The 18,640-nt window shown below is 63.2% G+C and carries 18 protein-coding genes; 8 read left to right on the forward strand and 10 right to left on the reverse strand.

The features are described 5' to 3' along the window. Positions 1-42 precede the first annotated feature (42 nt). The 3 genes from BRA42_RS09530 to BRA42_RS09540 all read right to left on the reverse strand — a co-directional run bounded on the left by BRA42_RS09530 (position 43) and on the right by BRA42_RS09540 (position 2,752). Positions 43-975, reverse strand: coding sequence for a substrate-binding domain-containing protein (locus BRA42_RS09530; protein ID WP_292407506.1), 933 nt, complete (start codon positions 973-975; stop codon positions 43-45). Positions 976-1,154: 179 nt separating this feature from the next. Then, complete coding sequence (locus tag BRA42_RS09535) at positions 1,155-1,853, reverse strand: ABC transporter substrate-binding protein (protein WP_292407509.1); 699 nt, start codon at positions 1,851-1,853, stop codon at positions 1,155-1,157. Between the two features lie 92 nt (positions 1,854-1,945). Continuing rightward, positions 1,946-2,752, reverse strand: a complete 807-nt coding sequence (locus tag BRA42_RS09540) for a uridylate kinase (RefSeq protein ID WP_292407511.1) — start codon at positions 2,750-2,752, stop codon at positions 1,946-1,948. Between the two features lie 92 nt (positions 2,753-2,844). Between BRA42_RS09540 and BRA42_RS09545 the strand changes: the two genes are divergently transcribed. The 4 genes from BRA42_RS09545 to BRA42_RS09560 all read left to right on the forward strand — a co-directional run bounded on the left by BRA42_RS09545 (position 2,845) and on the right by BRA42_RS09560 (position 5,733). Continuing rightward, positions 2,845-3,078, forward strand: coding sequence for a hypothetical protein (locus BRA42_RS09545; RefSeq protein WP_292407514.1), 234 nt, complete (start codon positions 2,845-2,847; stop codon positions 3,076-3,078). Positions 3,079-3,125: 47 nt separating this feature from the next. After that, on the forward strand, positions 3,126-3,479 hold the full coding sequence (locus tag BRA42_RS09550; RefSeq protein WP_292407518.1) for a hypothetical protein: 354 nt from the start codon (positions 3,126-3,128) through the stop codon (positions 3,477-3,479). Between the two features lie 150 nt (positions 3,480-3,629). After that, on the forward strand, positions 3,630-4,532 hold the full coding sequence (locus tag BRA42_RS09555) for a mechanosensitive ion channel family protein (protein WP_292407521.1): 903 nt from the start codon (positions 3,630-3,632) through the stop codon (positions 4,530-4,532). A gap of 67 nt (positions 4,533-4,599) precedes the next feature. Further along, on the forward strand, positions 4,600-5,733 hold the full coding sequence (locus BRA42_RS09560) for a putative sulfate/molybdate transporter (protein WP_292407524.1): 1,134 nt from the start codon (positions 4,600-4,602) through the stop codon (positions 5,731-5,733). Positions 5,734-5,735: 2 nt separating this feature from the next. Here BRA42_RS09560 and BRA42_RS09565 read toward each other — a convergent pair whose 3' ends face one another. From BRA42_RS09565 to BRA42_RS09580, 4 genes are all read right to left on the reverse strand, one after another. Beyond that, a complete protein-coding gene (locus BRA42_RS09565; RefSeq protein ID WP_292407528.1) occupies positions 5,736-6,815 on the reverse strand; it encodes an ABC transporter ATP-binding protein in 1,080 nt (359 codons plus the stop codon). Positions 6,816-6,819: 4 nt separating this feature from the next. Then, positions 6,820-7,524 carry an ABC transporter permease gene (locus BRA42_RS09570; protein ID WP_292407531.1) on the reverse strand — a complete coding sequence of 235 codons (705 nt, stop codon included), beginning with the start codon at positions 7,522-7,524 and terminating at the stop codon, positions 6,820-6,822. Positions 7,525-7,578: 54 nt separating this feature from the next. Further along, positions 7,579-8,550 (reverse strand): substrate-binding domain-containing protein, encoded by a 972-nt coding sequence (locus tag BRA42_RS09575; protein WP_292407534.1) that lies wholly within the window; start codon positions 8,548-8,550, stop codon positions 7,579-7,581. A 125-nt stretch (positions 8,551-8,675) separates the two neighbouring features. Next, positions 8,676-9,608 (reverse strand): substrate-binding domain-containing protein, encoded by a 933-nt coding sequence (locus tag BRA42_RS09580; RefSeq protein ID WP_292407536.1) that lies wholly within the window; start codon positions 9,606-9,608, stop codon positions 8,676-8,678. Between the two features lie 190 nt (positions 9,609-9,798). Between BRA42_RS09580 and hisD the strand changes: the two genes are divergently transcribed. Further along, positions 9,799-11,049, forward strand: a complete 1,251-nt coding sequence (gene hisD / locus BRA42_RS09585) for a histidinol dehydrogenase (protein WP_292407539.1) — start codon at positions 9,799-9,801, stop codon at positions 11,047-11,049. Positions 11,050-11,097: 48 nt separating this feature from the next. Here hisD and BRA42_RS09590 read toward each other — a convergent pair whose 3' ends face one another. Together BRA42_RS09590 and BRA42_RS09595 are read right to left on the reverse strand one after the other, a co-directional pair. Continuing rightward, on the reverse strand, positions 11,098-12,060 hold the full coding sequence (locus BRA42_RS09590; protein WP_292407542.1) for a HEAT repeat domain-containing protein: 963 nt from the start codon (positions 12,058-12,060) through the stop codon (positions 11,098-11,100). A gap of 91 nt (positions 12,061-12,151) precedes the next feature. Then, entirely contained in the window at positions 12,152-12,880 is a 729-nt protein-coding gene (locus BRA42_RS09595; protein WP_292407545.1) for a HEAT repeat domain-containing protein, read from the reverse strand. Positions 12,881-13,217: 337 nt separating this feature from the next. On the opposite strand from BRA42_RS09595, the gene BRA42_RS09600 reads away from it, so the two are divergent. Then, positions 13,218-15,659, forward strand: a complete 2,442-nt coding sequence (locus tag BRA42_RS09600) for a heavy metal translocating P-type ATPase (protein ID WP_342770790.1) — start codon at positions 13,218-13,220, stop codon at positions 15,657-15,659. Positions 15,660-15,679: 20 nt separating this feature from the next. Then, entirely contained in the window at positions 15,680-15,829 is a 150-nt protein-coding gene (locus tag BRA42_RS09605) for a YHS domain-containing protein (RefSeq protein ID WP_342771339.1), read from the forward strand. A gap of 169 nt (positions 15,830-15,998) precedes the next feature. On the opposite strand, the gene BRA42_RS09610 is transcribed toward BRA42_RS09605, so the two are convergent. Further along, complete coding sequence (locus tag BRA42_RS09610; RefSeq protein WP_342770789.1) at positions 15,999-16,952, reverse strand: HD domain-containing protein; 954 nt, start codon at positions 16,950-16,952, stop codon at positions 15,999-16,001. 800 nt (positions 16,953-17,752) lie between these two features. Here BRA42_RS09610 and BRA42_RS09615 point away from each other — a divergent pair. Further along, a complete protein-coding gene (locus tag BRA42_RS09615) occupies positions 17,753-18,478 on the forward strand; it encodes a S16 family serine protease (protein ID WP_292407556.1) in 726 nt (241 codons plus the stop codon). Positions 18,479-18,640 lie beyond the last annotated feature (162 nt).

Consider the following 18,640-nt stretch of genomic DNA (forward strand, 5'->3'; position numbering starts at 1 on the left):
GGGGGACAAAAAAGGTGGAAATAAAGAGTGGACGGGTCCGGATCACTGGACCGGGTCCTTCACTTCAGCCTCGGTCACGCCGATCTTCTCCCAGTCGTCCCCTACGGCGTAGAAGAGCGGCTGGCCGTACTGGTCGACACCGAAGGATGCGATCTCGTTCTGGACCTCATCAGAGATCAGGAAGTTGATCCAGTCTTTGGCGAGGGTGGTGTTGGTGTCGGGGTACTTCTCGGGGTTGATCTGCATGGCGCAGTAGACGTTGAGCAGGATGTCCCCTTCGTCCACGAGCGTCACGAGGTCGATGTCGCCCTTATAGGCGAGGTAGGTGCCGATGTCGGAGAGGGTGTAGGCCTGCTTCTCGTTCGCCATCGAGAGGGTTGCACCCATGCCCGTCCCGGCCTCCTGGTACCAGTCGCCGGACCCCTGGACGTCCGTCGTGTAGTTGAACCCGGCGGCCTTCCAGATAGCCTGTTCTTTCGAGTGTGTGCCCGAGGCGTCGCCGCGCGAGACAAAGGTCACGTTCGCATCGCCGGTCGTCCCCTTCTCCCGGATGGCGGTGAACGCCGCTTCAGGGGTCATGTTCGCGACCCCTGCCGGGTCGGACTCGGGTCCGACGAGGACGAAGTAGTTGTAGGCGAATACGCGCCGGTCGGTGCCGTAGCCGTTGGCAAGGAACGCGTCTTCACGCGCACGGTCGTGCACCATCAGGACGTCCACGTCGCCCCGCTCCCCGTACTCGATCGCCTTGCCGGTCCCGGCGGAGATGATCAGCACCTCGGCGTTGTACTGCTCCTCGAAGATCGGTTTGAGGTGATCGAGGAGTTTGGTGTCGTGGAGGCTTGTCGTCGTAGCGATACGGAGTTGTTGCGTCTCGTTGTCGGCAGGAGTCGGGCCGGATGTCGTCCCGGTACAGCCGCAGATAAGCAGGATGGCGACCATTACGGCCGCAACGGCAAAAAGGGTTCTTCGTAGCATGGTTATCAATTCAAGTATCAGATTCCTGATAATTAAATGTGATAGTTTTATATCTGTTGTTAATTAGTTAACTGAATATAATTTACTATTTGTAAAATACAATGGGTATCGCCCATAAAATGGGTGCCGACTCCGCTCGTTCACACCCGGTCGGGCAGCGGAAGGAGTCTCTGTCGGCATCACCCGATAACGACGTCGCGATAGACATCGCCGTCGGGTTCGACGTAGAGGACCGCTTTTCCACCGACGAAGGCGGGCTTCGGGAACTTCCGGAGCGCAACGACGCCTCCCTCGATCACGGCCCCCTCCCGGGTCTCTACCCGGTCGACGCCGGAGGCGAGGATTGCGGCGACCGTCCGGGTGCCGCGCAGGTCCCGGGTCGTTCCTTTCTGGACGAACCTGCCGTCGTTTCCGGATGCCGCAAGCCCGACACCGGCAAGCGCCCCGATCACGCCGTCTTCGGTGCCGCCGAGCCCCTCCAGGAGGATTCCCGCCTGCCGGGCGAGTGACCGCGCCTGCTCCTGCGTCACGACACTCGTCTTCGCGGAGAGCCCGAATCGGCGGAGGCTGCCGTCGATATTCCGGTCGGCGGCGACGCAGATGCCGGGATCGCTCCCGTCGACGAAGTCGGCGAGCATCAGTTCCTTTGCCGCCGTAAAGAGACCGGCCGCGTCTCCGGCACCTGCGTCTTGGATGTGGATCACCGCCGAGCTGTTGTGGGAGGTGTAGGGGATGGCGGGGTGGACGTAGAACTGGTGGCGGGTCACTCCCGTCACCACGTAGGACCCGGCGAGTTCTGCTGCAATCGTGCGTGCGAGCCTCCCGGTTCCCCGGGACTCGCAGGTGTCGGTGTCGTCAATGCCAAGGTAGATGGTCATAGGGGATCGCTCGTGTGCTGTACCGGTCCGCCTCTAAGATTAAATAAGACTTCCACGAGTAAACGAAAAAAAAGTTGACTTAAAAAGGGTTTTCAGGCCCGGATCAGGGTGCCGACCTGCTCTCCGTTCACGGCTTTTGTGATGTTCCCGGGCACGTGTGCGTTCACAACCCGGATCTCTTTAACGTGAACGGCGTCCCGGAGGAGCTCGACCGCCATCGGCTCGAGCACCATATCCTCCATCCTCATCTCCAGGAGTTCGTCGGCCGCGATCTCCGGGATGAACTCGGCGTCGGGGTTCACGAACGGATTTTCGGCATAAAGGCCGTCGACGTTCTTCCCGAGAATGCAGCTCCTGCCGCCGACCACTTCGGCCATCAGAAAGGCGCCGGTGTCGGTCCGGTGCGGCGGGATGCTCCCCAGTTTCGGGGGATGCTCGTAGAGGCCGTAGGGCGGGGTGCCCTGCACCACCGGCAGCATCCCGAGGGATATGAGTGAGGGGAGGTTCAGGAGGTCTTCGGTATGAATCCGGACGCCGTTGTACTTCGAGAAGAGGAGAGAGATCATGATCGCGTTCTGCTCGCTGATCTTGCCGGCCAGCTCCGCAAGCACCCCCGTCGGCATCCCGAGATCGATGCCGATGTCGAGGATGTGCCGCACCCGTGCGCCGCCGCCGGTGGCGATCAGGATCTTGTGGTTCCGGGAGAGTTCTCCGATCTCCTCGACCAGCGGGTGGACAACCTTCCTTCCGTAATCGATAACTCCGTGGCCGCCGATCTTGATCACGTTCAGGTCCGGCATGATCCTGATCTGCCCGACACCCTCGGTCTCGCGAAGCAGGCCCCGTCGGACAAGGCTCTCGCCCCGCAGTCTTGATCCAATCTCAAACCGTTCTGCCATGCAACCACTCCTGTATCTTTATGCGATGAAAAATCTTAAATATCTTTGCGGTATATCTGCTGATATATCAACTGGTTGGAGGAGCGATCACCATGAAGATCTATGTACGTGAACGCCAGAAGGTCGGTACCGGCGTAAAGCAGCCCCGGTTCCGCGTCGTCGCCGTTGTCGAAGAGAGGGGCGACGACAACCATGTGAAGGTGGAGGGAACTCACTTTCGGAAGACCGAACTCGAACAGATCGCACGGGATGTCGGGGCGGAGGTCGTCTATCTCGAGGAGATCCCCGAAGAAGAGCGTGGCGAGATGCAGAAAGCAGAGGCATGACAGACCACTCACTTTTTTCCGTCAGGCGCGAGTAGTGTTACGATCGGATGTCTCTATACGAGCACGACGACCTCATTGACGCGGCCGTCAGGATTCTCCTTGAAGAAGACCGGTGCATGACCATCGTTTTTTCCCCGGACGGCGTGGCCATACGGTTCCCCACGACCCGGAAACTTGCCGAACACCTCGGTATCCCGCATTACTATGTCCTTCCCCGGTTTGGCGAGATGGAGCGGGACGGTCTGATCCGCCGGGTGGAGCGTGTCGGCATCTCCACAACGGCGGCGGGGACGGAGCGGCTCCTTGCAATCATGGCGACGCGTTATCCGGAACGCGCAGAAGAGGTCCTCGGCGCTGTGGTCTTCCGGGCGCTGCAGGCCCGCGGGAACGAGCCCGGCTAAGCCCCTATCCGGAGAGGTGCAACTCCCGTCCGCGGCAACGAGTCCGGCTTCGCTTGCTGGCGCCGATCCGCAGGGTTCGACAACGGCCGTTCCCTCTGCACGGCGGTCGGTACGGAAGGGGTTAACTCCCTCTCCCGCCCACCTCTCTACATGCAGGTCAGCGGTCCGGTCCTCATCGGCGGAGTGCCCCTCGATGCGGTCCTCGTGTTCTTCTTTGCTCTCATAGCATCCCTCTTCCTCGGCAACCTCGTCTACCTGCTTCTCCGACGGGTCCTCTCCGGGCGCGTCTCCCGCGGGACGGCCAGGTGGACGGCGGCCGCCCTGCAGTACGCCGTCATCATCGGCGGGATCTACGCGAGCGCCCGGTACCTCCTCGACTTCGATCCGACGGCCTTCGTCGCATCGCTCGGCATCCTCGGTATCGTCATCGCGTTCTCGTCGCGTCAGATCATCCAGAACGTCCTTGCCGGCATCCTGATCACGATCAACCGCCCGGTCCGGCTCGATGAATGGGTGATCGTCAGCGGAAGACCGCCGACGGGGCTCTGCCGGGTGCGCGATCTCTCTCTCACGACGACGATCCTCCAGGAACTTGACGGCGGGCTGATCCTCGTGCCGAACTCGGACATAATAACGCGTAAGGTCATCAGCTACTCCCGGGCCGGGCTGATGGAGGTCCCGATTCCGCTCGCCATCCCGGCCACGGCGGACCTCGCACGGGTGCAGGAGATCGCACTCGCGGCGGCGCACGATCATCCCCTGATCTTCCCGCGCGTCGGGCCGGCCGAGCGGTCTGCCGCCCAGAACCTCTTCGACCTCCCCTACATGGGGCGCCTCAATTTCGACAGCCCCGGCCTTACGATGTTCGAGCCGAGAGTGCAGGTCTCGTCGGTCAGGGAGGACTGGACCCGGTTGACGGTGCGGGCCTGGATCCGGCAGATCCCGATGAAAGACAGCATCGTCTCGGAGTATCTGGATGCCGTCGTCACGCGGCTGAAGGCCGAAGACCTCCTTATCGAGAAGAAGCCGGAGACCGAACCGCGCGATGGGTGACGATGGCAGGCGGTATGCCTCATCCAAAACCGCCAAGAAGAAGAGGCGACATAAGGAGAGTTGCACTATGGCGGAGAGCACCGAGACCGGGAACGGCGGCATCCGGTTCACCCTCGAGGAAATTGCGGGAGCCGTCGGCGACTTCGGCACCATCTTTCCCATCCTGCTCGGCGTCGCCATCGTCTGCCCGGACGTGAACGTCAGCCACTTCTTCCTTTTCTTTGCCGCCTGGTTCATCATCGCCGGCCTCTACTACCGCCTCCCGATTCCCATCGAACCGATGAAGGCGATCGGGGCCGTTGTCATTGCCGGAGGTCTCTCGCACGGCGAGATCGTGGCGTCGGGGATCGTCGTCGGCGTGCTCTTCCTCCTGCTCGGTCTCATCGGCGGCATGGCCTGGATCGGGGACCGGATTCCGCGAAGCGTCATCCGGGGCGTCCAGGCCGGGCTTGCGCTCCTCCTCCTCAAGACCTCGCTCGGCTACATCCTCGTCGACGTTCTCTTTGCAGCATTCTCCATCGCGATCATCGTCCTCTTCTTCATCGCATCGCATCGCGCCCGCATCCCGGACGTCTCCGCGCTGGTCGTCCTTCTCATCGGGCTTGCCGCCGGCATCGCCACGCAGGGGATGCCGCCGTTCCGCCTGATGCCCCTTCCCACCCTCATCGTCCCGCTGCCGGCGGATTTCATCGCCGGCACCTGGGACCTCGTCCTCCCGCAGATCCCGCTCACCGTCGCAAACGCCATCCTCGCCACATCGCTCCTCACCTACGACTTCTTCCCGAAGAAAGGCGTCGACCCTGACCGGCTCTCCCGGACCATCGGGGCCATGAACCTGATCTCGACGCCGCTCGGGGGGTTCCCCATGTGCCACGGCGCCGGTGGGCTCGCCGCCATGTACCGGTTCGGCGCGAGGACCGGCGGGGCGAACATCGTCGCCGGCCTCCTCATCCTCATCTTCGCCGTCGCCTTCGCCCCGCCGGAGGTCCTGACCCTCATCCCCTACGGCGTCTTCGGCGCGCTCCTGGTCTTCGTGGCAATCGAACTCGGGAAACACAGCGCAAAGACCGAGTCTTACCTGGTCACGGGAGTCGTCGCCGTCCTCACCCTCGTGACCGGCCTCACGATTGCATTTATTATTGGGATGGTCCTCGCCTATGCGATGAAATGGCGGGCGGGGCGGCAACAGCCTGTTTCCTGAGATTACTCCCGGGGGATCAGGTGGACCGCCTTCGCCTGGAGAGAGACCCATACCTGCATCCCGACTGCAAGGCCGAGGGTCTCCGCCCTCCTCGCGGTCACCAGTGCGACGAGATCGCACCCGCAGTGCACCGTCACGTTCACGAACGGCGCCGTGGGCTCAATGGCGGCGACCGTGGCGGAAAAGAGATTTTCCGCCTCCTCGTGCATCGGCTCCCGCCGGTGCAGGGAGATGTCCTCGCCCCGGATGACCATCTCGACCTCTTCGTCCGGCGGCGGGGTCGCCGAGATGATCCGCCTCCCGCCAGCCTCCACCGTGGTGAGTCCATCCTTCCGGAAGACGACCCGGCCGGGGATGATGTTCTGGACACCCACGAACCGGGCGATCCTCCGGTTTCCTGGCTCGTGGAAGATCTCGCGGGAAAGTCCGGTCTGGGCGATTGTGCCGTCGATCATCACCGCGACCCGGTGGGCGAGCCGCTGCCCCTGCAGGAGATCATGGGTGCTTATGAGGACTGTCGTCCCGGCCTCGCGGTTCAGCCTTGTTACGATCGCCTCGATGGTGGCGGTCGAGCCGGGGTCGAGGTTCGCGGTCGGCTCATCCAGAAAGAGGATCTCGGGATCGGTCACGAGTACGCGCGATAACGCTACACGCTGCTGCTCGCCGCCGGAGAGGTCGGTCGCCCGGCTCCTCGTGTAACGGGAGAGCCCGACGGCTTCAAGGGCCCCCCTCACCCTTCGATCGATCTCGGCGCCGGAGGCATGGCGGTAGCGCAGCCCCATCGCGACGTTGTCGTAGACGGACGCGTTAAAGACGATCGGTCGCTGAAAGAGCATCCCCATCCGCCGGCGGAGGTCGAGTCGGCGGCCGCGTTCCTCTGCCACATCGATACCGAAGATCCGGAGCCTCCCGTCGCTCGGGTCCTCGATCAGGTCGAGGACCCGGAGAAGCGTACTCTTGCCGGAGCCGCTCGGCCCGATGAGCCCGAAGATCTCCCCCTCCCCGACCGAGAGGTCGACGTCGTGCAGGACCTCCTGGTTGCCGTAGGACTTTCTGATCCTGTGCGTCTCGATGATCGCCATGGTTTCACCGCCGCTGCACGAGAGAGAGGGCGATATTCACCCCGAGCGCCACCGCAAGGAGGATGATCCCGAGCGCAATCGAGAGGGAGTAGTTTGCCATCGACGTGTTGAGCGCGATTGCGGTGGTGAGGACACGGGTGGCGCCACGGATGTTTCCGCCGACGATCATCACCGTCCCCACCTCGGCGATTGCCCGCCCGAAGCCCAGGAGGACGCCGGCCATGACCGCGAACCGCGCCTCCGATATGACGGTCATGACTGTCTGGAGCCTGCTTGCGCCGAGTGCGGTGATCGTGTAGCGTTTGTCCCGGTCGATCCCGGAGAGCGCCGAGACCGTCAGCCCCATGAGGAGCGGTATGATGAGGACCGTCTGGGCGACGATCATGCCGCCGGGTGTGTAGAGGAGTCGGAGAAACCCGAACGGCCCGATGTTTGAGAGGAGGAGGAACATGAGCAGGCCTACGATGACGGTGGGGAGCGCATACAGCGTCTGTAGCGTGGAAACGACGGCATGCTTCCCCCGGAAATCGTAGAAGTAGATGAGCGCCCCGATGGGGAGGGCGACCAGCGAGGCGAAGAAGGCGGCGGTGAGGGAGATGTAGAGCGACCGGACGGTAATCTCCACCACCTGTGGGTCGAGGGTGACGATGAGGCGGATGGCCTCGATGAACCCCTCGACGATCGGGTTCTCGCCAGGGCCGTTCACCACGCGTCTTCACCCTCCGGGCTCCCGGTCACCTCGTTCACGTCTCCGGTATTACGCCTATCCGGCAATCTCCCCCGAGCAGGAGGTGCAGTTAAACGGCGGCTCCGTGCACTCCGGAGGATAGAGCGGCGTAAAGAGCGGTTTTCCAAACTCCGCGGCTCCGAACTCGCCGATCATCTGTTTCGTCTCATTCGCGGCGAGCCAGTTGATGAAGTCCGCGGCACCTTCCGCGTTCACGCCGGGGTGTCTCTCGGGGTTGACGGCTATCGCGCTGTAGCGGTTCAGGAGTTCCGCACCCTCCGCGATGACCGGCACCAGGTCGAGCCGGTCGGCAAACGAGAGATAGGTTCCCTCGTCGGAGAGCGTGTAGCCGTTCACCTCGTTTGCGAGGATCAGGGTGTCCCCCATGCCCTTGCCGGCCTCGACGTACCAGCCCCCGGAATCAAGGATATCCTCGGTGTAGTTGTAGCCCGCCTCCTCCCAGAGCGTCTTCTCCTGGGTGTGGGTCCCGGAATTGTCGCCGCGGGAGACGAAGGCGACGCCCGGGGTCTCGTTCGTGCCGGCGATATAGATCGTCCGGAATGCCTCAACCGGGCTCATGTTCGCGATCTCCGCCGGGTCGGACTCCGGCCCGACGATGATGAAGTAGTTATAGGCGATGCACCGCGGGTCGATACCGAAGCCGTCGCCGATGAACTGCTGCTCAAGCGCCGGGGCGTGGACGAGCACCAGGTCCACGTCACCGCGCCGGGCGGAGTCGATGGATTGCCCGGTGCCCTGGGCGATGAACTGGAGGTCCATTTCGGTCTCGCTCTCGTAGATCCGCTCGAGTTCCGCGAGGAGCCCGGTGTTCTCAAGGCTCGTGGTGGTGGCTATCCGCAGAACGTTCGCTCCGCCCGCGGGAGCGGTCGTCGTGGCGTTCGGGGTCTCGTTTCCGCCCGGCGCCGTTCCCGTGCATCCCACAAAGAAGGCGAAGATAAGCAAGATCGAGATGATGTCTGCCGTTAGAATAGTCGCATACGTCTTCATAGCAGCGCGTCAGGATGTTCGGCCGATGTAAATAGTTAACGGTGTCCCGCTGTCAACGATCTATCGTTCGTCCCGGGAGAGCCGCCTGTCGGTTCTCCGACAGACGGCGAAGGTTTAAACCCCCGTCACGCCGTTGCGTTCGCCGGTGACGAGCAGGTGGTGCAGTTGAACGGCGGTTCCGTGCACTCCGGGGGATAGAGCGGCGTAAAGAGCGGTTGGCCGTATTCTTCGACGCCGAAGTTCCCGATGAACTCCTTTGTCTCGTTCAAGGTGATCCAGTCGATGAAGTTGTTGGCCTCATCGATGTTGACGCCCGTCGCCATCTCGGGGTTGACCGCGATTGCGCTGTAGCGGTTCAGGAGCTGGTCGCCCTCCGTCACCAGCGGTACGAGGGTCAACTGGTCCTGGAAGGCGAGATAGGTGCCGATGTCGGAGAGCGTGTAGGCTTCCCTCTGGTTGGCGACGGTCAGGGTCTCACCCATGCCGCTCCCGGTCTCGAGGTACCAGTTCCCGGAGTCCTGGATGTCTTCGGTGTAGTTGTAGCCCGCCTCTTCCCAGATCTGCTGCTCCCGGTTGTGCGTGCCGGAGTCGTCGCCGCGGGAGACGAAGGCAACGCCCGGGGTCTCGTTCGTGCCGGCGGTATAGATCGTCCTGAACGCTTCCTCGGGTGTCATGTTCGCGATCCCCGCCGGGTCGGACTCCGGCCCGACGATGAGGAAGTAGTTGTAGGCGAAGCAGCGCTGGTTGATGCCGTAGCCTTCATCGATGAACTGCTGCTCAAGTTCGGGCGAATGAACGAGCACCAGGTCCACGTCGCCGCGTCGGGCGGTATCGAGCGATTGGCCCGTCCCCTGAGCGGTGATCTGTACGTCCACATCGGAGGTGTTCTCGTACATCAGTTCAAGTTCGTCGAGAAGGCCTGTGTCGTACAGGCTTGTCGTCGTTGCTATCCGGAGCACGCCCGGGTCCGCGGCTTCCTGTGCCGGGGCGGCGACGATGCATGCGGCGAGCAACACTACCATGATGCCGACAAAGGGCATCCACGATCTCGGTCTCATACGGGCGGGTGATCGGCACGATATGTATTTAGTTGTTTTTATAATAATTAACAAATATTTATGGTCAAGATCTTTCCCTAAACCGGCTGTCCGGGAAAGAGCGGTCGTCTTCCGGGAAGCGCAGAGGTCTCTCCCTCCGTGGGACGGAGGGCCGAAACCTTAACGCTTCCATCCGCCGACCCTGTTCCTCATGTGGCAGGCGCTGGATATCGAGACCTGGATCGCCGGACGACGGTCGAACCTTGACCGGGTGAAGGGGCCGGTCGCGGAGATCATCGGGAGGGTGCGGGCTGAAGGCGACGATGCCCTGTTCGACCTGACGAAGAAGTTCGACGGTATCGACCTGGAGAGCATCGCCGTCCCCGACGATGAGCGGGAAGCGGCCTACGACCGGGTGGACGCCCACCTGGTCGAGAGCCTGGTGGAGGCGGAGGCGCGGATCAACCGGTTCCACGAGTTGCAGCGCGGGCGCGACCTCTGGCTGCAGGAGATGGAGCCGGGGATCACCCTCGGCGTCAAGACGACTCCTCTATCCCGGGTGGGGGCCTACGTCCCCGGCGGGCGGGCGGCGTACCCCTCGACGGCGCTGATGTGCACGGTTCCCGCAAAGGTCGCCGGGGTCGCGGAGGTCTGCTGCTGCACTCCCCCGCCGACGAGCCCGATCACACTTGTCGCGCTCGATATCGCCGGGGTCGACGAGGTCTACCGGGTCGGCGGCGCCCAGGCGATCGCGGCCATGGCGATCGGGACGGCGACGGTGCCGCGGGTGGAGAAGATCGTCGGCCCGGGCAACGTCTACGTCACCGCCGCGAAGATGCTCCTCCGGGAAGAGGCCGAGATCGACTTCCCGGCGGGTCCAAGCGAGATCGCGGTCCTCGCGGACAACACGGCGAACCCGACCTTCATCGCGGCTGATATCCTTGCCCAGGCAGAGCACGACCCGAACGCGGCCTGCGTCCTCGTAACCACCGATGCGACCCTTGCCGATGCGGTTACCGGTGAGGTGAAGCGGATGGCGGAGGGTGCGAAGCGCCGGGAGATTATCGAGGAAGCGCTCGATCACTCGGGCTACATCGTGGCGGACGATCTCGACGAGGCGGTGGAGGCGGTCGAGGGTATCGCCCCCGAGCACCTCTCGGTGCAGGTTGCCGACCCGCTCGGCATCCTCAACCGGATCAGGAGCGCCGGCTCGATCTTCGTCGGCCCCTATGCGGCGGTGGCCTGCGGCGACTATGCATCGGGGACGAACCACGTCCTCCCGACGGCGGGCTATGCCAGGTTTTACTCCGGGCTCGACGTGAACCACTTCTGCCGGCGCTCGACGGTCCAGGTGATCACGCGGGAGGGCCTTGATGCGATCGGCGACGTGGTGGAGACGATCGCCGATGCGGAGGGGCTCCACGCCCACGCGGAGTCGGTGCGGGTGCGGCGTAGAGGATAAACCTTAACCCCTTTTGAGCCGCTCGCCCGTAAAAAAATAGGTTTCTTCCTACCGTGACGTCGGCGCCGAAGGCTCCGGTGCGGCCCCGCCCCGGACCATCCGGATCTTCTCGACGGCGTCCTCCGCGACGCTGCGCTCTTCGGCGTCCCCATTCCGGGCGAGTTTTTGCAGCGTATCGATTGCCCGCGGGTTGCCGATGTACTTGAGCGCCCCCGCAGCGTAGAGCCGGACGTTCCGGTCGGCGTCCTCTGTCGCGCCGATGAGTTGGTCGACCGCGGTGTCGCCTATCCGGACGAGAGCGCCCGCCGCCGCCCCCCGGACATCGGGGTTCCCGTCCCGGAGCGCTCCGATGAGCGGCTCCGTCGCGGACGCTTCCTCGGTCTCCCCGAGGACCCCGGCCGCGACGATCCTGACCTCCGGGTCGGGGTCGGCGAGCAGCCGTGCAAGCGGCTCCACCGCCTCCCGACCGAACTTCGCAAGAGCCCCCGCTGCCTGGCATCGGAGGTCGCTATTCTCGTCGTGGAGCGCCCGGACGAGGGGGCCGACTGCGGCGGGATCACCGATCTCGCCGAGGACGGCAGCCGCGTAGACCCGCCGAAGGTCTCCTCCGGTCTCGATCTCCCAGGTCCCGCCGCCGGGCCCGGTCACGGTCGCCGGGCCTTCGGCCGCCGTCGATTTCTCGTGCTTCTTCGCTGCCTCCGGGTGCTCGACGAGTTCGATCAGCGGTCCGACCGCCGCGTCCGAAAGCAGGACGAGCGAGTCTGCGGCCGCTTCCCGCACCGCCGTCAGCGGGTCGCCGAGCGCCCGGATGAGGGGACCCGCCGCCTCCGTCCCGCCGAGGTCCCCCAGCGCCAGGGCGGCCCGCTGGCGGGTCAGGTCGTCGCTGCTTCCGAGCGCCTCGATCAGACCGCCGACGTTCTCCTCGGCTCGTAATACATCAATATTGAACCTCTTTTCGTCCTGCTGCGCCGTCGTAGAACTGCTCTCCTGTTCCAACCGTATCGCCTCCAAGCCCCGCGTATACCGCCGACCCGATATAATAAACCTTGTCCGGCAGGACCGGTCCGACCGTTCCGCCGGAAAAAGGGTGACCCGCCCCGCATCAGCGGGACACCGGCAGAACGGCTGCGGCCGTACTTCGCCTCTTCCGGAATCGTGCCAGCCCGTCTTCGGCCGCTCTCCGGACGATGGGGTCGCTGTCGGAGAGCGACCGTGTGAGGACCTCCTCCGCCCGCGGATCGGCGATCTCGCCGAGAATGACGGCGGCGTAGGCCCGGCGCAGCCCCGGCTTCATGCCGGGGGGTGCCCCCTCCGTTGTGATGCCGGCCCTCTCCGCTCCGGGAAAAAGTCGATTGTGTTCCCGTATGCCCTCCGGGCCGGCGAGAAGGTCGTGCTGTGCGAGTTCCCGGTGCTGAAGGGCTCGCTTCTTCTCGGCCTCTTCAGGGCCTCCGAAAAGGTCGTGCTGTGTGACTCCACCGCCGTGATGGAGTCGTCTCTTCTCCGGCGGTATGCCCTCGGGGCCCCCGAGGAGGTCGACCTGCGTCAGGCCTTTCCAGGCCTCTTCCCCCTGCGGCACCCCGAAGACCGTGGCGATGTCGGGGCGGTCGAGGAGATCGATCAACGGTTCGACCGCCGGCGTCCCGACCGTCACAAGTGCGTTTGCCGCTCCCTCCCGGACAGCCTGCGCCGGATCGGCGAGCGCGCGGATGAGCGGGTCCACCGCTCTCCATTCGCCGAGTGCACCAAGCGCCAGGGCGGCGGAGCGCCGGAGTGCGGGGCTGCCGTTCTGCAGCGTTTCAATCAGGCCTTCGACGTCCCGTCCCGATGTCATGCGCTCAAGATCGTATCGTCTCTCCTCTTGTGGATTTTCCACTGGAATCTCTTGTCTTTGCACTCCAATCACCTCAGGATGAGGTGGTGGTAACCGGTTTTGTGTATAATAATGTTTGTATAATGATCGGCATATCCCCAGCCGGGCCCCCGGATGCGGCTCTGCACGAACACGGGTGAAGGAGGGCCGGTATCTATCCCGCACAGCAGCGGGAGGACGGGCCGGAGGAGACACAACAGGCGGAATTGCGGGGCTCCGAAGAAGGAACGGCCCGGATAGGAAAAACCTTTGCAGGTAGTGGGAGGTATTTAACCTGCACGGTAATAAACCAACTATCATGCCGGAAGAGCGGAGGAAAGCAGAACTGAAGATCTCCGGGATGCACTGCGCGTCCTGTGCCCTCAATCTGGAACGCGCCCTCCGGGGGCGGGACGACGTCTACGACGCCCGGGTCAACCTCGCGTCCGAGACCGCCGTCGTCGAGTACGACCCGACGAAGGCCACCCTCACAGACCTCGAACGGACGGTCGACGACGCCGGCTACGAGGTCGTGAGGAACGAGGCCACCGTCAGGATCGGCGGGATGGTCTGTGCTGCCTGCGCCCAGGTGATCGAGGCCTCGCTCACCGACCTTGAGGGGGTCTACGAGGCCAGGATCAACCTCGCGACCGAGAACGCGCATATCGTCTACAATCCTGCGCTCGTCACGCTCTCCGATATCCGGGCCGCAATCGAGGATGCCGGCTACCAGTATCTCGGGCTCGAAGAAGAGGTCTCCGAAGATGTCGAGGCCCGGATGCGGGAAGAGGACCTCCGGGGCAAGTTCCGGCGGTTTGTCGTCGGGTTTGCGGTGAGCATCCCGCTCTTTCTGTATATGCTCTTCGGGATGCCGGGGATGGCCGCTCTCCCGGTCTCGATCAACCTCATCATGCTCGTTATCACCGCCCCGGTCTTCGTCTATGTCAGCGCCCCCATCTTCAAGGCGGCCGCCGCGGCGCTCCGGAACCGGACGCTGACCATGGACGTGATGTACGCGATGGGCATCGGCGTCGCATACGGCGCAAGCATTCTTGGAACCTTCGGGATCGTCCTCACCCCGGAGTTCAACTTCTACGAGACCGCGGTGATGCTCGCGGCGTTCCTGACGCTCGGGCGTTATCTTGAAGCCCGGGCGAAGGGGAGGACGTCTGAAGCCATCAAGAAACTCATCGGTCTCCGGCCCCGGACCGCGACGGTGGTCCGGGACGGGCGCGAGGTCGAGGTCGGGATCGAGGACGTCGTCCCCGGCGATGTCCTCCTGGTCCGCCCTGGGGAGAAGGTGCCGGTGGACGGTGTGGTCGTCGGCGGCGAGAGTTCGGTCGATGAGTCGATGATCACCGGCGAGCCCATCCCGGCCGACAAGCAGGAGGGCGACGGGGTCGTCGGCGGCACCCTGAACGTGAACGGTGTCCTCCGGGTCCGGGCCGAGAAGATCGGGAAGGACACGGTGCTCGCGCAGATCATCAAACTCGTCCGGGACGCCCAGGGTTCACGGCCCCCGGTGGAGCGGATCGCCGATGTCGCGGTCTCCTACTTCATCCCGGTCATTCTTGCGATTGCAATCGCCGCCTTCCTCGTCTGGTACGTGGTGCTCGACGCCTCGCTCCTCTTCTCGCTCACGGTGCTGATCTCCATCCTTGTCGTCGCCTGTCCCTGCGCGCTCGGCCTCGCCACCCCGACCGCCGTGACCGTCGGGATCGGCCGGGGCGCCGAACTCGGGGTGCTGGTCCGGAACGGCGAGGCGCTCGAGGTCTCCAAGAACCTGACCACGGTCGTCTTCGACAAGACCGGGACGCTCACCCGGGGGAAACCAGACGTCACCGATATCGTCGCGTTCGGGATGCCGGAGGACCGACTCCTCGCGGTTGCGGCGGCGGTCGAGCGCAACTCGCAGCACCCGCTCGCGGTTGCGGTCGTCCGGCGGGCGGAGAGTGCCGGGGTTACCGTCCCGGCGTCGGAGCGGTTTAACACCTTCGGCGGCAGGGGGGTCAGCGCCGTGGTGGACGGTGAGGTGGTTCTGATCGGGAACCAGCCCTTCCTTCTGGAGCGCGGCATCGCCGTCCCGCCGAAGGCGGAGATGAGGGTAACCGCCTTCCAGGATGTGGGAAAGACCGCGGTCCTGGTCGCCGCCGGCGGTGAGCTCGCGGGCATCCTCGCCATCGCCGATACGCTCAAGCCGACGACGAGGACCGCTATCGCGGATTTAAAGCGGATGGGTCTAACCGTGACGATGATCACCGGCGACAACCCGCGGACGGCGAACGCTATCGCGCGTGAAGTCGGGATCGAGAACGTCCACGCCGGGGTGCTGCCGCAGGAGAAGGCGCAGGAGGTCCGTGCCCTCCAGGAGCGCCGTGAGGTCGTGGCGTTCGTGGGCGACGGGATCAACGACGCCCCGGCGCTCGCGCAGGCGGACGTCGGGATCGCCATCGGGAGCGGGACCGACGTCGCTATCGAAAGCGGGGATATCGTCCTCATCCGCGACGACCTGACCGATGCCGTCGCAGCCATCCAGCTCTCCCGGAAGGTGATGTCCCGGATCAAGCAGAACCTCTTCTGGGCGTTCGCCTACAACGCCGCCCTCATCCCCCTCGCCGCGGGCGTGCTCTACCCCATCTACGGCATAACCTTCCGGCCGGAACTTGCGGCGCTCGCGATGGCGCTTTCGTCGGTGACGGTCGTCTCGCTCTCCCTGCTCCTCAAAACATATATACCTCCGGCGAAGAAAGGGGCTATATAGAATCAAGGAGGTGAACGAAGATGGCAATCGACCCGGTATGCAAGATGGATGTCGATGAGGCGTCGGCGAAATACACCGCCGAGTATCAGGGCAAAACCTACTACTTCTGCGCCCCGGGGTGCAAGAAGCTCTTCGAGCGGAACCCCGAAGCATATCTCAAGGGAGCGTAACCCTTTTTGCAGCAAGAGCCCCCGGACGGGTGGGCTCCGCCCACCGCAAGGGGGGACTCGGGATCTCCGTATTCAAAGAATAATACCCCCTATGAGTGAAACAAACCCACAATCCCGGAATTTTTGAGATACACTATACGATTACATCACCGGCCTGCCTCGGGAGGGGTCAGAACCGGTAGACCTGTTTCCCCGTCCGCGTTCCCTGCCTCCCCTCTCCCGGTGCAAGGTCCGCGGTGTCGTCGCAGGCTCCCCTCAGGAACGCGCTCGCGTTATCGGCGAAATGGACCGTCCAGGCCTCTGGAGTCCGCGGTTGTATCTCGCCGTGGGGGCCGTGATGCGACATCAGGATGTGGAGGATGTGCGCGAACCGTGAGGGGTCGATGCCGGCGGAATGCCTCATGAGCGTAGCAGCCCCGATCGCCGTATGCCCGACGAGCGCGTACTCGGGGAGCGCCACAAAGGCGAAACCCTGGCGGCGGAAGCAGGACGCCTTGCCGATGTCGTGAAGGAGGGCACCGGCGAGGAGGACGTCGGTATCCATCTCCGCCCGGCAGACGGTGTCCGCGAGGGAGATCGCGATCTCTGTGGTCTCGAGGGTGTGCTCCGCAAGCCCGCCCATGTAGGCGTGATGCCGGGCCTTCGCTGCGGGCGCGTCGAGGAAGCCCGGGGTGCTGTTCATAACCGTGGAAACGAGAGAGAATATACCGGGGTCTTCGATCCTCGCGGCCATGTGTCCCAGCCCTTCGCGGACGGCAGCGGAGTCGGCAGGTGCATAGACGAACAGAGACGGGTCAAACGTATCCGACGGCAACGGCGTTGCGAGGTTCGCGATCCCGTCGTTCACGCTGACCTCGCAGGTGCCGTTGTAGACCTTTGCGTAGCCCTGGATGCGGTAAACCTCGCCGTTCCGGATCGCGCGGCAGAGCGCCTCAATCTCTCTCGCACTCTGGTCGGGCGTCCCCCAGACCTTGCAGTTCCTCTGGCCGGTTCGGTCGGAGAGGGTAAGTTGAATATACTTTCCTCCCCGTTTCTCTCGCAGTTCCGCATCCTTCACTACAAAGGGTGCATCGACCTGCACGCCCCCGTTGATCTCCTCCACGAATACTGTCTTCTCGAGCATTGCGATCCCGCACTCCTGCAAAGAATCCGTTCCGCCCGAAAAGTCATAAAGCCCGGCGGTTTGTCCCGGCATGGAAAATGGGTCCGGTCTCACGCGAAGCCGCGAAATCTTTGCGGTAGAGGTCGTCCCAAAAGATCTATGAACCTTCAGTGCACCCTTATCGGAACACTTTACTCTGAGAATTCTACCATCTGAACCATTCTGGGACAAGAAGGGTGAAACGGCTTCCCACTGGTTATCGCCACGCGGAGGGGAGGGACCGGGGAGGTGCACCCCCTCCCGGCAGAGGCATTTTGGGACGACCTCTTCGAGTGAGCGATTGGTCGTAGAGCAGGAGCGTGAGAAACCCGAAGAGTTTCGAGTGAGCGATTGGTTGTAGAGCAGGAGTGTATGAAGAACGAAGTTCTTCGAGCGGGTATCTCCTTTCCGGAATAGTGTTTTGGGCCAATTTCTTGATCTGAGGGCGCGTTCTCTCCTTTCAGGAGGGCAGATGAGTGCCTCTTGATGCAGTTATATTATAATAAATAGGAAATTATTAATAACAAAATGTATATAATAATTTACATTTACGCTCGTAAGAGCGTTCCGCCGAAGGGACTGGAACCGCTCGATACTGACGGACGGCAGTACCGCAGAACCAAGAGAATGATTGAGACGTGGTGAAGATGACCGATGGAAGGTTGACGCCAACTGTGAAAATTCTTGCCGCGCTTCTGATCCTGTCCATGATAGGGAATATATGCCTCGTAATTCCGTACTTCATCCCGGAAGGGCAGGCTGTGCAGAAACCTGCAGGAGAAATGACCAACCGAGACACCCGGGGGGTCTCACTCCAAGGTACCCAAAACGCATCGGCGACGGGGGTCTGGGGGGAGGTTACCATGCAGGGTCCGGCCGTCATCGAAATTGTCAACGGGAGGGGTGCGAACCCCTTCGGGATGGCAACCAGCACGACGAAAGGAACCATGCTGAACATCTCCGTGGAGATCCAGCCAGGCCAGGGGAGAGTTCTCGTGGAGACAGAGCCGCTTATGGGCATCGTCTTTCAGGATGCTGCAATCACCGCGGTCCAGGTTGCTCAGAACGTAACCGGAAGATCCCTTGCCGATGCCGATGTAATCTTCAGTGTTGAAGGAGACGCGGAGATTCCGGCCGTTGACGGGCCGAGTGCGGGCGCACTGATGACATCGCTTGCCATCGCCGCGCTCTCCGGAGAGACGCCGCAAACGGATGTCACGCTGACGGGAACCATAGACGAAAGCGGGAAGATCGGTGCAATCGGGGGTGTGATCGAGAAAGCAGAGGCAGCGAAGGTAAGCGGGAAATCCACGATCCTCCTGCCCGAAGAGAATGCTCAACTGGTGCAGTACACCGAAGAAGTCAGGAGATTCGGGCCCATCTCCCGGCTCGAAAGAGTCGGGGTGGTGGTCGACGCGAAGGAATATATCGAGCGTGAGATCGGAATTTCCGTCATCTACGTAAATACCATCAACGATGTCGGGCAATACCTGGGGCTCTCTACATAGGTGACGGTCCCGGCGTGCCCCATCTTTTAGGCGATTCGGCCCGGAGGGCCTCTCCCTGGTCCTCCCCGCACTCCTATACGTTCAGACTGCCGAATCTACGCGGATTCCGTAGTTGCATCCTGGCCGATCTTCACCCGCACGCAGGGTGCTGAGGGGTGTCGG

It is taken from the genome of Methanoculleus sp. UBA374 (assembly GCA_002508705.1).
Classification (GTDB): domain Archaea; phylum Halobacteriota; class Methanomicrobia; order Methanomicrobiales; family Methanoculleaceae; genus Methanoculleus; species Methanoculleus palmolei.

What these genes read in the sequence shown, in the direction of transcription:
- BRA42_RS09610 (WP_342770789.1), bottom strand. Translation starts at nt 16,952, where the DNA reads ATGCTCGAGAAGACAGTATTCGTGGAGGAGATCAACGGGGGCGTGCAG.
- BRA42_RS09575 (WP_292407534.1), bottom strand. Translation starts at nt 8,550, where the DNA reads ATGAAGACGTATGCGACTATTCTAACGGCAGACATCATCTCGATCTTG.
- BRA42_RS09595 (WP_292407545.1), bottom strand. Translation starts at nt 12,880, where the DNA reads ATGACATCGGGACGGGACGTCGAAGGCCTGATTGAAACGCTGCAGAAC.
- BRA42_RS09550 (WP_292407518.1), top strand. Translation starts at nt 3,126, where the DNA reads ATGTCTCTATACGAGCACGACGACCTCATTGACGCGGCCGTCAGGATT.
- BRA42_RS09615 (WP_292407556.1), top strand. Translation starts at nt 17,753, where the DNA reads ATGACCAACCGAGACACCCGGGGGGTCTCACTCCAAGGTACCCAAAAC.
- BRA42_RS09540 (WP_292407511.1), bottom strand. Translation starts at nt 2,752, where the DNA reads ATGGCAGAACGGTTTGAGATTGGATCAAGACTGCGGGGCGAGAGCCTT.
- BRA42_RS09605 (WP_342771339.1), top strand. Translation starts at nt 15,680, where the DNA reads ATGGCAATCGACCCGGTATGCAAGATGGATGTCGATGAGGCGTCGGCG.
- BRA42_RS09600 (WP_342770790.1), top strand. Translation starts at nt 13,218, where the DNA reads ATGCCGGAAGAGCGGAGGAAAGCAGAACTGAAGATCTCCGGGATGCAC.
- BRA42_RS09555 (WP_292407521.1), top strand. Translation starts at nt 3,630, where the DNA reads ATGCAGGTCAGCGGTCCGGTCCTCATCGGCGGAGTGCCCCTCGATGCG.
- BRA42_RS09580 (WP_292407536.1), bottom strand. Translation starts at nt 9,608, where the DNA reads ATGAGACCGAGATCGTGGATGCCCTTTGTCGGCATCATGGTAGTGTTG.
- BRA42_RS09530 (WP_292407506.1), bottom strand. Translation starts at nt 975, where the DNA reads ATGCTACGAAGAACCCTTTTTGCCGTTGCGGCCGTAATGGTCGCCATC.
- BRA42_RS09560 (WP_292407524.1), top strand. Translation starts at nt 4,600, where the DNA reads ATGGCGGAGAGCACCGAGACCGGGAACGGCGGCATCCGGTTCACCCTC.
- hisD (WP_292407539.1), top strand. Translation starts at nt 9,799, where the DNA reads ATGTGGCAGGCGCTGGATATCGAGACCTGGATCGCCGGACGACGGTCG.
- BRA42_RS09545 (WP_292407514.1), top strand. Translation starts at nt 2,845, where the DNA reads ATGAAGATCTATGTACGTGAACGCCAGAAGGTCGGTACCGGCGTAAAG.
- BRA42_RS09535 (WP_292407509.1), bottom strand. Translation starts at nt 1,853, where the DNA reads ATGACCATCTACCTTGGCATTGACGACACCGACACCTGCGAGTCCCGG.
- BRA42_RS09565 (WP_292407528.1), bottom strand. Translation starts at nt 6,815, where the DNA reads ATGGCGATCATCGAGACGCACAGGATCAGAAAGTCCTACGGCAACCAG.